Source organism: Aequorivita viscosa (genome assembly GCF_900106795.1).
Lineage (GTDB): Bacteria > Bacteroidota > Bacteroidia > Flavobacteriales > Flavobacteriaceae > Aequorivita > Aequorivita viscosa.
Genome location: NZ_FNNS01000002.1, coordinates 1 through 14,854 on the forward strand (window position 1 = coordinate 1; position 14,854 = coordinate 14,854).

5 protein-coding genes are annotated in these 14,854 nt (G+C 39.9%); all 5 read right to left on the reverse strand.

Features of this window, described 5'->3' with window-relative positions; all coding sequences use genetic code 11:
- Positions 1–4,100 (reverse strand): fibronectin type III domain-containing protein (locus BLW28_RS01050; protein WP_177165868.1); only part of this gene is annotated, 4,100 nt, incomplete at its 3' end.
- Between the two features lie 665 nt (positions 4,101–4,765).
- A complete protein-coding gene (locus BLW28_RS01055) occupies positions 4,766–13,417 on the reverse strand; it encodes a T9SS type A sorting domain-containing protein (RefSeq protein ID WP_143036814.1) in 8,652 nt (2,883 codons plus the stop codon).
- 437 nt (positions 13,418–13,854) lie between these two features.
- The gene (locus BLW28_RS01060) at positions 13,855–14,130 is read right to left on the reverse strand and encodes a helix-turn-helix transcriptional regulator (RefSeq protein WP_143036815.1); all 276 of its coding nucleotides are present in this window, start codon (positions 14,128–14,130) and stop codon (positions 13,855–13,857) included.
- 180 nt (positions 14,131–14,310) lie between these two features.
- Complete coding sequence (locus BLW28_RS15555; RefSeq protein ID WP_143036816.1) at positions 14,311–14,520, reverse strand: hypothetical protein; 210 nt, start codon at positions 14,518–14,520, stop codon at positions 14,311–14,313.
- A gap of 57 nt (positions 14,521–14,577) precedes the next feature.
- Positions 14,578–14,808 carry a hypothetical protein gene (locus BLW28_RS15560; RefSeq protein ID WP_143036817.1) on the reverse strand — a complete coding sequence of 77 codons (231 nt, stop codon included), beginning with the start codon at positions 14,806–14,808 and terminating at the stop codon, positions 14,578–14,580.
- Between the last annotated feature and the right edge of the window lie 46 nt (positions 14,809–14,854).

Sequence of the window (14,854 nt, forward strand, 5' to 3'; positions counted from 1 at the left end):
CTAACAGATAATTGCTCCCCGTTTAGTTTTGGTGCATTGATGTAGAATGTATCTCCATTCAATGGGTTCGGGAACAATCTGATGCCAACCAATAAACTGTTGTCATCAACTCCTAAACGTTGCGCTGTTCTAATTGAGAAACGGTCGGTTGCAATGCTCAACGCATCGTTAGGGTCAACCCTAAAGCTGTACGAGTTTTCTCCAGCTTCTAACAACATACTTGTACCAGTGAAGTGATCATCTAAGTACAAGAAATTAGCTTCCAAACCTTCAACAATAACCTTCAAAGTGTAATCAGATTTAGTATAACCTATTGAGTACATTGGGTACACCTCAGCAGCTTGTGGCAACGCCCTTTGCTCGATGCTTAAGTAGGTTCCGTTTAGGTCCCTTCCTAGATTTTCGTAGAAGTTCATAGGCTTCACTGCATCGGCAGGGGTTAATCCGTTGTCATTTCCTTCAGCAAATATAATTCCGAAGCTATCGTGTACGGGGCCTCCATTGTTGAAGTTTTCAGTAGTGAATAGCTGAACTGTCAACATATCATTAGCTGACACTGGACGGTTTGTTGGCGTGAAATTGCCCGGTGCCTTGCTAGCCTCATTAAACACAACCGAAGTTGCACCCGCAGCTAAGGCAGCCGCTTGTGCACCCTGACCGGGCTGCAGGAATTGATTTGCGTCTGACCCAGAAGTGTTGGATCCACCAGGAAGGTTTACGGTAACATAGGCTCCGTGGGCTCCAAGCTCTGAATCATAAACATAATAATATCCAGTATTCAGGTTGGTGGAAGCTGCGAAAACTGCATTAACATCTACTGCACTTTGGTAAGGGTTACCGAACATTAAAACATCTCCTGCATTTGAAGTGGCATAGTTTTGAGTTTGAGTTCCTGTAACCAATGAACCAGTAGCACGAAGCACAGTTTCACCAGCGGCAAGGTCGTTGGTTAAATCAACACTTCTATCGCCACGTACAAACAATAAGTACGGTTCACCAGCAGTCAATGTGTTTACATCGGTATTGGTAACTGCTTCAAACATTTGCGTACCCACATTCACAGTAAACATAGAAGGGTTTCCGGTAATAGTACCATCAAAACCATTCATTTGGTCTGTAGTACTTCCTGTAATGTGCGTACCAAAACCTGGATTAGGATTATTGGTATTGCTCGTAGCCCCTTCTTGCCAGTTGTCGTGGACAGAAGTTGAAGTAGTAACCGCACTGCTCACCATTCTGTAGGAGCGTTTTGCTTTCATATAACGTTCTACTGTAACATTTCCTGTAATAGAAGAGGTTCCCGGTACTGCGGCAAGTTCTCCGTTTCCAGTAGCTGTACTTACAAATACAAGATTACCGTCGTTGGTGATATCACCATTAATTGTTAACACGGCTTCGACATTTAAGGTTGCACCGCTCATTACAGTAATGTTATTTACTTCCATAGCAGAAGTAAAGTTAGTTACACCATCAACAACGAAAATATCATCTGTTGGGCCTGCATCTACACTCGGGTCGCTTGGAGTCCAAACACCAGCTTCATATACAAAGCCATCATAGCCATCATCGTGGACTTCAAGCCCAAAAGTTCCTGATTTAGAACCATAACCATCAACTTGGATATAGTAGGTGTTGCCAGGGGTTAAGCCGGTCATTGTAGCGACAGAAGTCCAACCATTACCCACAATTTCTCCACCATCTTCATCGCATCCTACTTCCATTCCAAGAGTTAAAAGGTCGGCACAATCAGCAGGGGCTTCGTAAATAGCAATATGTGTATCGTTAAGTGTGCCTCCTGCAATATCAGTAGTTGCGGTTACATTTCCACTAGATGGGGCTACAAAACTGAACCATACTGTTTGTGGATTACTTGTACCGCTCCAGCACGTTCCGTTAGGTTCATTGGGTTGCACAGTTGCACCAACATTGGTATAGGCATCTCCAGCAGAGGTTGCTCCTATTGTTAAAGGAAGTGCGTCACAGAGGTTATCATTTACTGATTGTGTAGTAAAGGCTAATGGGCCAACCCAATCACTCACGTCAGCAATATCACAGCTTGCTTGTACGTAAAACTCATATTCAGTACTCGCATCTAAGCCCGTAATTTGGTAAGATGTTGTTGTTGCTGTATGTGTGCCAATATCATCAATACTGGGCGAGTAACCTGGTGTTCCCCAAGAAATATTCCAAGCCGTTTCTGAACTCCCAGTGGTCCAGGAAAAATCAGCGGTAGTTGTGGTTATACTTGTCGCAGTCAAAGAAGTAGGTTTTGGGCAACTTGGTATTAATTCCCAACTTACGTCGTCTAAATTTACAGTTTTAAAAATTTGAGAATAAACAACCTTAAAAACAATGTAAGGATCGGTATAACTTTGGTCAAACAAAACAATGTACTCATCGTATGTTGTTGTTGTAGTTACTGCTTGAACTTCTGAAAAAGTTAAAGCATTGGAAGGATCACTCATAGTACCGATGATCAATGATACTCCGCCAGTACCCTTATACGAAAACCGTAATTGATGATCTGCATTTGATAAATTAGTTAATTCGGGCGAAACCAAATAAAATTCTGCATTTTCATCACCTGAATTGTAAAATTGAAAATCATTTGGGCTTGATATAGCATTTGGATTTAAATCAACAGCTATACTAGCAAAACTATTGTTTGAATTCTCTTTTAACGTACTCCAGCAGGCAGGTACTTCATCTACATTTGTGGTATCAAAATTCTCAGAAAAAGAGCCAAAAGGAGTACACGCAGTGGTAAAACTAACGGGGCTAGCCCAATCACTCTGTTCAGCACCGCAATCTGCTTGTACGTAGAATTGATACTGTGTATTGTCATCCAAACCAGTGATTTGGTATGCGGGAGTTGTAGTAACAACTGCAGTTCCAAGATCATTAGTGCCTGGTGTGTACCCAAAAACTCCCCAAGAAATATTCCAATCAGTTTCTGAATCGCCTGCAGTCCAAGTAACATCGGCAGCATTATCTGTTACGCTAGCCACTGCTAAAGCTGTTGGTACTAGGCAAGCAGGTGCAGCCGTTACATTAATATTAAGATCTACCGTAACCCCGTAACTTCCGTTATAACAAGGATTTGGTGTAGATTGACCCATGTCGGCCGTTCCAATTCGCATTCGGTGTACCCCTAGCGGCGCATCAGCTGGCATCGTAAATGAAGCATTCAATGTTGTTGGTCTTACATCTGTAGACTCTCCAGAAAAGACCAATTCAGATGCTTCAAAAACCAAATTGTTATTTAAATCTATCCACACATGGGTGTTGTACGTATAACCAGTATCAAAAGTAACTTGAAGGTTACTTGAAGTTCCTGCTGCTAAATCAGCAGTTCCATCATTTCTAAAATCAAGATAAGTAACATCACTCCCTGTATAGTTAAGGCTTCCCACTTGCACATTTGTAATCCCATTTCGATCATTACTATCAGGCACAGAAGTGCAATATCCTGTAAAAACATTTAAAGGCCCAGCCCAAGCACTTTGTTCATCACTACAATCTGTTTGTACGTAGACGTCATAATTTGAATCCTCTGTTAATCCTAAAATTTGATAGGATGTGGTTGCAGAAGTACCGGTACCTACATCACCATCGCCTGGTGTATACCCAGGGAGCCCCCAAGAGATATTCCAAGAAGGATAGGGACCAGTTGACCAAGAAATAGTTGCAGTAGTTGACGATAAGCTAGCCACCGTAAGCCCGGAAGGAGCAAAACAAGTTGGGCACGTTACAACAATAGGTACAGTTATATCATTTAAATCATCCCCACTGCCAACAAGTAGGTTATTTGCATCGTAAACCTCAAAGGAGTTTTCATATGCGTAAGATCCTGTTTCATTGTAAATAGCTGTAATCTCGTCGCCATCATTTACTGCCAAAGAAAATGATACTTCATCCCCAGGAGGATCATATAAAGTAATATTGTCAAGCACCACTACTCCATTTACAAGAACATCAAGCGTATTGCCATTCCAGCCGTCACCCCAAGAGTCTATCAGCTTGATCGAATAATTACATTGGGCTGTCGCCTGCCAGCCTATGGTTGCTGTAAACAGCATTAAAAATAAAGTTTTTCTCATAATCCTTTCATTTTGGTTAATACAATTATTTTTTATCGCTATCGGGATTTTAAAACTTTTAAAAATCCAAGAGCACCTTACAGACATTTTTATAACATTTAGCATATCGGATATCACTATAAAACTATCTTAAAGACTTCACAAAAATAACTTGTAGTTTCTTTTTAATCAAATTTTTTTTATAAAAATCATAAAAATCGCAATGTTTTGCCTTAAAAATTAATTTAAATGAATTTTAATCTATAGGAAACATAAGTTATAAAAGGGTGCTTTTGAACGAGTAATTATCACAATTAACTTAAAATAAGTAGCGCACTATAACTCTTTAGCGATTAATGAATCATTTAACACATTAAAAGTGACATACCTAATCCCGTCTAGAACTAATGCTTAATAGTAGTGAGGTGCTTTGAAAATAAAACTAGTTTATCGAAGCATTAAGAGTAAATAAAAAGTCTGTTTTTAGAACGTACCTACTTTACCAGTCTGATTTATATACAGATAGAACTAATAGACAAATATTCAGTATTCAATACATCTAATTTCAATTCTTATTAAATTAGAAAAGAACCCATTACAGGTTCTTTTTCATCTTAACTAACTGACTAACTAACATTAACCTAAACTAATGTTTTCGTTTTTTGAAGCATTTTTAGGCTTCGGTTTTATTCTTTTAATAATCTAAACGTACTGGACACTCCTCCGTGTTTTAACGTTACCAGATACACCCCAGAAGCAATGTTTTCAGCCATTGGTACTGTAACTGTGTTTGCTTGACAGTTTAAACTATGCTCGGAAATTGTTCTTCCTGCAAGGTCGCTAACGCTAACTGTTGCTTGCTCCCCGCTTAGTTTTGGTGCATGGATGTAGAAGGTATCTCCATTCAACGGGTTAGGGAACAATCTGATACCAGTCAATAAACTATTGTCGTCAACTCCTAAACGTTGTTCTGTTCTAATTGAGAAACGGTCGGTTGCAATGCTCAATGCATCGTTAGCGTCAACCCTAAAGCTGTAAGCATTCTCTCCAGCTTCCAATAAGATGCTTATGCCAGTAAAATGATCATTTAAGTATAGGGAATTAGCTTCCAAACCGTCTACTACCACCTTTAAAGTGTAATCAGATTTCGTATAACCTGTTGTGTACATTGGATACACTTCAGCAGCTTGCGGTAATGCTCTTTGTTCGATGCTCAGGTATGTTCCGTTGTTGTTTACACCTAAATTCTCGTAGAAATTCATTGGTTTTATGGCATCTGCTGGTGTTATCCCGTTGTCATTTTCTTCAGCAAATACAATTCCGAAGCTATCGTGGACTGGGCCTCCGTTGTTGAAGTTTTCAGTAGTGAACAGCTGTACAGTTAACATATCGTTAGCTGCCATTGGACGGCTTGTAGCTGTGAAATTCCCTGGAACTTTATCAGCCTCATTAAATTCAACTGAAGACCATCCATAACCCACAGTAGCAAACTGTGCGCCCTGTCCGGGTTGCAAATATTGATTAACATCAGAATTAGCTGTGTTAGTTCCAGCGGGAAGGCTCACCGTTACGTACGACCCGTGGTCTCCAAGACTTGGATCGTATACATAAAACATATTAGGGTTCACGTTCGTAGCATTCGCGAATACACTGTTTATATCTACAGCGCTCTGGTAAGGGTTTCCGAACATTGCAAAGTCTCCAGGAATCACAGTGCCAAAGCTTTGAATGTTGATTCCTGTGACTAGCGAACCCGCAGCGCGGAGCACAGTTTCACTAGAAGCTAGGTTATCTCCCAGATCAACACCTCTATCCCCACGAACGAAAAGCAGGTATGGGCTACCAGCTGTTAGCGTATTCATATCGGTGTTTGCAATTGCTTCAAACTGTTGTGTTCCTACATTTACAGTAAACATAGACGAGTTTCCTGTAATAGTTCCATCAAAACCGTTCATTTGGTCTGTGGTGCTTCCTGTAATATGTGTTCCGAATCCAGTATTTGGATTGTCAGTATTGCTTGTAGCTCCTTCTTGCCAGTTATCGTGGATAGAAGAAGTGGTAGTAACTGCGCTGCTTACCATTCTATAAGAACGCTTGTTTTTCATATAGCGTTCCACAGTAATAACTCCCGAAATGGTTGAAGTTGCTGACACTTGTGCCAACTCCCCGTTTTTAGTAGCAGTACTTTTAAATATTAAATTCCCGTTGTTGGTAATATCACCATGTATTGTCAATACGTCTTCCACATTTAAAGTAGCACCAGTCATCACTGTAATGCTGTTTACTTCCAAGGCTTGGGTAAAGTTGGTAGTTCCGTTCATTACAAAAATATCATCTTGTGCAGTGGCGTTTCCTTGCGGATTGGCTGGAGTCCATGTATTGTCGTTCCAAATATAACCTGATTCTCCCTGAAATTCGAAAGCTCCCATATCTATGGTAGTTCCAAACAAACGTGGGTTGCCTGCTAAATCTAAATCATTGACTAAATCGCCATCGGCACTAGTATAAAGGCTATTGTCTCCCACATTAACGGCTGGACTAATAAATTTTAGACTGTAATCGCCATTATCAGGGTCGGTAAAAACATCCGAGTCTACTAGACCAGTGGCATCCAAATTACCATTACTTGTATCATTACTGTCTTTAATTAGTGAATTTTGAGCGATATAGTCTCCAGAAATAGCATCCCATATTATGCTGTTATTTAGAATTACTTCTGAATTATCAGACACACAACCCGAGACTTCCTCACTATTCACGGTAGCGGAATTACCCACAATAGAAACATTGGTAAGGGTAGCAGATGATTGATCCACATTATACATTCCGCTACCATTTTCACTTGCCGTATTACTTTGGATAGAGACATTTAAAAGAGTAGGGAAGGAATTAAATTGATTTGCCATTCCGCCCCCGTCTTTGGCCTGATTATTTTTAATACTAACCAGTTGAAGTGATGGCGAAGATTGATAGCTAAACATTCCGCCACCAGATTCAGTACACGTATTATCAAATAAGAGTATATGTTTATATTCGGGTGAAGAAACAGAGTTGTAAACCCCAGCTCCAGAACATTGAAACACCTGATTTCCATTTATTAAAAAATCGGTATAAACATTGGCATATCCTCTCGTGATGCTAAACCCGTCTAGAATAGCTGTGCCTACGGAGCCACTGCTTATAAACACTTGATAGGTGTTATCAGTAAGGTCGTTCGGGGTTCCAATTTCTCCACTCAATATTGAGCCTGACACAATTCCCTCTTCAGTTGGGAGAATTCGGGCATCAGATAAATCGACTATATTATTTGCAGGATCAAAACCACCGTAAATTTGAACGTTGTTTACCATTAAAAAGCTGTTGTTTCGGCCTGCATCATTTCCGAAGTTGTCATCCGCTGGACTGTACAAAGGTTTGTAAGTTCCTTTGGCCACATAAATCTGTAAAGAATCTATGCTGGTAGACCATGAGGTTTCATTCTCTTTTGCCCATATTAAAGCATCAGCTAGTTCTGGAAGCGCGCTAGCCCATGATGCACCACTTCCGTCGCCAGCTGTATTGCTTTTATCCACATAAATAATGTTGTTTACATCGGGAGTGATCGTAACTACTTGAGATTCGTAAGCTCCTAAATCAATGGTGTTTTGAAATACTCTTGGGTTGCCTGCCAAATCTATATCGTTGCTCAAATCGCCATCAGCGTTGGTGTAAGCTGTATTGTTTCCTGCATTTACCACTATACTTCCTGTTTTTAATGTGAAGTCATTATTGGCAGTATCTGTAAAAACATCTGTAGCTAATATACCCGTGGCATCGATATTGCCATCAGAGGTATCGGTTAAATTTTGAATTAAACTGTACTCTATTACAGGAGTAGAATTTTCATTATATATACCTGAACCGCTTGTATCTGCAATATTTCCTAAAATAAGATTATTGTAAAATCCGGGAGAAGAGTTTTCACTATAAACTCCACCACCACTGACATCTGCCTGATTTATACTGAAAGTTACATTGGTTAATACAGGCGAAGAATCTGTATTGTATAAACCACCTCCTTTACCACCAATCTCTTCTTCTCTTTCACAAATATCTGTAATAAAGTTCCATACACAATTATTACCATAGTTGTTACAAGAATATTCACTATTATAATCTGCGCAAGAATTTTCATTTATTGCTTTGTTTTCATCAAAAATCACATTGGTTAAAGCTGTATTAGAATTATTATTAAACATTCCACCACCAAAATTAGCGATGTTTTTACTAAAACTTACATTTGTTAATATGGTGTTAGCATTAGCATTATATATACCTCCACCACCATCAGCTGTGTTTCCTGTGACTACTGAATTTATTAATAATGGAGTAGCATTGTGATTAAAAATCCCTCCCCCTGTATTATTATATAAGCCATAATTATTTACGGTAATGGTACTGGTTCCATCCGCATTTCCTCCGGTAATGGTAAAACCGTTCAAGCTAACAGAATCTACCGAGTTGACAGTCATTACTACGTGGAAGTTGTTTTCAGTATTATTTGTAATGTAGAATGTTGAACTGTTGCTAATTAAGATATCATCGCCATTAACATCACCACTTAAAATGGTTTCATTAGCGGTTAAGCTTAAATCTCTATCAGACAAAGCAGTTTCTGTGCCAGCAAAACCGCCATACAATTGTACGTTGTTTACCATTAAAAAGCTATTGTCACGATCTGCATCATTTCCGAAGTTACCATCTTCTGGACTGTACATTGGTTTATAGGTACCGCCTGCTACCCAAATTTGTAATGGTGTGGTTTCAAATTCTGCTTTGTTATTATTTGCCCAAAATAAAGCATCGGCAAGTTCTGGGATGGCATTAGTCCAAGAATCTCCACTGCTATTACCAGTAGCGGTTTTATTTACATAGAGAATGTTATTTGCGTCTGGTGTAATAGGATCACCCTGAAATTCATAAGCACCCATATCAATAATATCGGTAGCAGGTGTACCATCGTAAAGACGCGTATTACCAGCTACATCTACATCGCTATCCAAATCTCCACCAGTATCGGTATAAGCGGTGTTGCTCCCTGCGTTTATGGCTGGACTTGTGATTTGTAAGGTATAATCACTATTATCCGCATCTACAAATCTTGGAGCATTGCTGTTGTCTGTACCGTCTAAGCCGTTATTAGAGGTATTGTCTATACCTTGTATCAAGCTGTAAGTAATGGTTGGAGTGCTTTGATAACCATTGACAATTCCGTTCCCAGAATTATCAGCCGTGTTGCCCCATAAAATGGTATTGGTTAAGCTGGGGGAAGAATTATATTCATTATAAATCCCGCCACCATCAGTGTTGGCCGAATTCCCGCTCAAGGTCACGTTGGTCATATTTGGGGAGGAAGTACCATCGTTATACATGCCGCCGCCATTACTATCTGCAGAATTGCCGCTTATGGTAACGTTACTCAAGATTGGGGAAGAACTATAATTGTATATCCCGCCACCATCGGCACTTGACAAATTATCGCTCAAGGTCACGTTGGTCATAGTCGGGGAAGAAGAAATATTATACATTCCGCCGCCATTAGCTGCCGAATTTCCACTTAGCGTCACGTTGCTCAAGATTGGGGAAGAATAACTATTAGATATGCCACCGCCATTGTTATCTGCAAAATTATCGCTTAAGGTCACGTTTGTTAGGTTTGGGAAAGAACCACTATTAAACATTCCTCCGCCATAATTTGAGATATTCCCGTTAAAGGTCACGCTATCTAAACTTGGAGAGGAAATAGTATTGAACATTCCGCCACCGCTGCTGTCCGCGTCACTATTTCCAAAATTCCCACTAAGGATCACGTTGGTATAGGTTGAGTTAGAATTATAATTAGACACCCCACCACCATAAGTTGCTGTATTTCCGCTCATACTCACATTGTTCACACTTGGGGAAGAAGACCTGTTGCTCATACCACCACCATACTTCCTACTTAAAGAATTAGTATTTATGATCATATCTATAGAAGAATTGGCATTACCTCCAGAAATTATAAAACCGTCTAAACGAGCGGTACTAACCTCCCCAGAGCTTACCACTACGTGATAAGCATTTTCTGAAATATTAGTAATACTCAAGGTTTCACCACTACCGGAAATAACATCATCTTCATCAAAATCGCCACTTAAGGTAGTTTCATTAGCGGTTAAGCTTAAATCTCTTTCAGACAAATCAATTTCTGTTCCTGCAAAACTACCATACAATTGTACGTTGTTTACCATTAAAAAGGTGTTATCTCGGCCTGCATCGTTTCCGAAGTTATTATCTGCCGGGCTATATAATGGTTTGTAAGTGCCCCCAGCTACATAAATTTGTAAAGAATCTATGCTAGCAGACCATTCCGTTTCATTCTCTTTTGCCCATACCAAAGCATCGGCCAACTCTGGGATGGCGTTTTCCCAAGAATTTCCGCTACCGTTACCTGTTGCGGTTTTATTTACATACAAAATACCTGCAGTAGGAGTGATAGTTAGAGGCTCGCCTTGGTATTCATAAGCACCTAAATCGATGACATCTGGATTCGGAATACCTGCAAATAAACGTGCATTGCCCGCCAAATCTTTGTCTGTGGATAAATTACCTCCAGCATCTATATACAAAGTATTGTCTCCTGCATTTAATGCTGGCCCAAAAGCGTTTAAACTATAATCGGCATTTGGCGGGTCATTAAAAATGGCTGTGTCTGTTAAATTGGTGGCATTTATATTGCCATTTGTAACATCACTACTGCCTTTTATAATACTGTTTTTAATTTCTGTTGTAGAACTACCAGCATTATAGATACTCCCCCAAACAATACTGTTGTATATTTTTGGGTTAGAACCGATTGGACTTAAATTAGTGTTAAAAATCCCATCACGAGCAAATGCATAATTTCCACTAACAGTCGTATTAATCAATACTGGAGATGAGGAGATATTATAAATACCACCAGCGTAAGGACCAGCTTTATTCCCAATAATGGAAGTGTTTGTAATGTTTGGAGAAGATTCATCATTACCCATCCCTGCACCAAATGATCCTGAAACATTCTCTCTAAATATACTGTTAGTAATGTTTGGAGAAGAGTTACGATTATGGATCCCACCGCCATTATCTTCAGCGTTATTCCCGCTGATGGTCACATTGGTCAAAGTTGGATTAGAATTATAATTATACATCCCGCCTCCATGGGAATGAACAATCGTTATGGTATTTACAGTTAGGATATCAAAATCATCAGCGTTACCTCCTGTAATGGTAAGCCCGTTTAAGCTAGCAGCGCTAACAGGGCCAGCACTTACAACTACGTGGTAGTTGTTTTCGGTATTATTGGTAATGGAGAGCGTTGAACCACTACCACTTACCACATCATCGTCATTGACATCACCACTTAAAATGGTTTTGTTGGCGGTTAGGCTTAAATCTCTTTCAGACAAAGCACTTTCTGTTCCTGCAAAACCACCATACAATTGTACGTTGTTTACCATTAGAAAGCTATTGTCACGACCTGCATCATTTCCGAAGTTATTATCTGCTGGACTGTACAATGGTTTGTAAGTGCCCCCAGCTACATAAATTTGTAAAGAATCTATGCTAGCAGACCATGCCGTTTCATTCTCTTTTGCCCAAACTAATGCATCGGCGAGTTCTGGAAGCGCGTTTGCCCAAGAGTTACCATTTCCATTGCTACCGCTTACACTTTTATCGACATACAGAATATTGTTGGCGTCTGGGGTTATTATTAAGGTTTGATACTCATAAGCCCCAATATCTATCGTGTTTTGGAATACTCTTAGGTTGCCCGCTAAATCGGTGTCGTTTGTAAGGTCTCCGCCTGCGTTGGTGTATGAAGTATTGTCTCCTGCGTTAATAACTACGGCCCCATCGTTTAGGGTGTAATCCCCGTTGGCAACATCTGTAAATACGTCTGCAGTGGTGATGGTGGTGCCGTCTAAGTTTTGGTTGGTAGCATCTGCTGGTACACCTTGCACCAGGCTGTAGGTTATGGTTGTACTACTAGAATTATTATAAATACCTTGTATTCCCCCCGTATTCCCCAGTAAAAGGGTGTTGGTCAAGGTTGGGGAAGAAGAGTTAGCATTATACATACCGCCGCCGCCGAAGACTGGAACTGAATTTCCGTGTATGGTCACGTTGGTTAATACTGGCGAAGAATTATTATTAGCCATACCGCCGCCATCTCTACTTGCGGTATTACCGAGTATGGTCAAGTTGGTTAAAGCTGGGGAAGAAGAATTAGTGTTATAGATCCCACCGCCATCTTGACCAGCCTCATTTCCACTAATAATTAGATGGGATAAGGTTGGGGAGGCGTGGCTGTTATATATCCCGCCACCATCAAATGGATCGTATCCTTCTGTAAGCACAAAGCCATCGAGTACGCTAGCAGAAGTCATTAGGCTTCCACTAGTAAAAACATTGGAAATTACCCGTTGGCCTCCGTTACTTTTTAAGATGGTGGCATTGGCGGCATTGTTCGAGAAGCCACTTAAATCACGGGCTGCCAAAGAAGTTTCGGTACCGGCAAAGCTACCGTACATCTTTACGCCTTCTTTCATAAAAATGGAAGCCGTAAGAGTGTATTCCCCTTTTTTTACAAATATTTTATCGCCTGCAGTGGCTGCATCTATAGCAGCTTGAACATCAGTTAAGGCGTTTGCCCAAGAATCTCCACTGCCATTACCAGTAGCGGCTTTGTTAACGTATAGTATGTTATTTGCATCTGGGGTTATTGCACCAACTCCTTGAATTACTATGTTATCTATACCAGCAGCATATGCCCAAATTCCTCCGTCATTGAACAGAAAAGATATTTTTAGGTCACTTTCGCCTGCATAGGCCGATAGATCTATGCTTTGATTATCGTGCCAAGTTTGATCTCTGTTGAGAGAGGTCAACTCTGTCCAAGTGGCGCCCCCATCGGTGGAAGCTTCAATGGTGAATGAGGGATTCATACCATCACGAAAATAGTAATCAAAGTTCATTTCTAAAGAATTATATCCGGATACATCCATAGAGGGGGTAATGAGCCGGTCAGCAGACTTGTCACAATTACAGCGATCATCATTTGTATAGGCAAAGTTGGTATGTGTTGGTATGTTTAAATTATCGGAGGAGGCAGCAACTGCGTCTCCTACAGACCAAAAGTCATCGGTCGATAGCCCTGTTTCTGACCAGCTTGTGGGTATGTCTGGTCCTGCTCCCTCAAAATCTTGTTGCAACACGATTTGTGCATGGCCGTAAAGAGCACTTAGCAACATTACGAGTACTAAAGTAAATTTTTTCATTATTATATTGTTTTAACAGGTTTTATCTTTTTTTAATTTTCATTCAATTGTTCAATGGCATGATCTATTTCAAGTAATTGAAGCTTGTAAATATGCAAAACACAAAAAACCAGGATCGCCCCAATCAATAAGATCAATAATAGCCGAGTGGTTTTTCTATTCTTGTAATTCACGTAATAAAGATTGATAAAATGAATATTATTTAATCAATAATTAGCGTTACAAAAGCGTTACAATTTATATATGCCAGTAATAACAATGCTTTGGAGAGCCACTGAATTAGTGTTTTTTTCAGGTAGAAAAGTGTTTTTAGCTTTTTTCGGGTAGGGAGATACTGATTGACCTCGTATAAAAGTCAAGAATTTGAATGTGGAAAACAATAGACGAAGCTGGTGGGCAATAGGAAATTGGTCATGACGTGAACATCATCCCAAACCTTAACTCTTTTCTAAAGACTGAATGAGTTTTTCCATTTCTTGTTGACTTTCTATATTGAGTTTTTTTCGAATGCGGTGCTTCGTCACGCGCACCGTATTTGCAGAAACCCCTAATACCAAAGCCATCTCGTTGTTTGTTAATTGTAGCTTTTCTAAACACAAATAGCGTATTTCCGCTTGGCTCAAATCCGGATAAGAAGCGAGGAGGGAAGGGAAGAAATCCGGATAAACCTCTTCAAACAAATTTTGGTATTCCACCCAATCGGTTTGGGTCAAAATGTTCTTGGATTTAAGTTGGGAAAGCAAGTTGAAACCACAAAACTTAAACAATCCCAATCCTTAAAGCCCTTTTGGCAATGAATATATCAAAGCGATTATTCGTCTTTTGGAATAACTGTATTTTAACTACTCTAACAACCTGTTGGCCTTTGTTGGGTTTTTCTGAGACTTCCAGGGCTAGCGCGCGTGTTTCCTTTCGGAAATTTTACTCGTCTGGGAGCAAAAAGGGATGGCTTTTAATGTTCCTGTTTCCGTATCTAGAATAACAGATGATCCAAGGATATTCTCTGAGGAAGCGCCAGTGGTAAATTTGATTCCTTCAGCATTTTCCAGTGGCATCACAACACAGTCCGTTTCCCTCAGTTCGCTGTATCTCAGGAACTTCATTCAAAGTTTTAATGCCCATAAAAAGTTTCATTAATCGCCGGAGCAAAGTTCCATTCTTCAGCTCACTAAGAAATGGAAATAGTGCCTCTTTAAAATTCGTTTTGAACTTACTGTAAAGCGCGTACTCTTGGATACCTTGCAAATTCCTGTCATATTTGGATTGTTTTTTATACTGCCGAAAGTAAATCCACTCACAGCTCTCCGTTGTCGCAGCTTGCCATCCTGAATGTAGTAGTTAATTACGTTATACTTTTCTATTATAGGTGGAAAATTGTTCTTAGAAGCCATAACTAATTGGTTTTAATGGTTTAAGGCGAAAAACCCCTCTCATTAT

Bases quoted from the DNA above. Each gene is read 5' to 3' on its own strand.
- BLW28_RS01055 (WP_143036814.1), bottom strand. From the start codon at position 13,417: ATGAAAAAATTTACTTTAGTACTCGTAATGTTGCTAAGTGCTCTTTAC.
- BLW28_RS15555 (WP_143036816.1), bottom strand. From the start codon at position 14,520: ATGAAGTTCCTGAGATACAGCGAACTGAGGGAAACGGACTGTGTTGTG.
- BLW28_RS15560 (WP_143036817.1), bottom strand. From the start codon at position 14,808: ATGGCTTCTAAGAACAATTTTCCACCTATAATAGAAAAGTATAACGTA.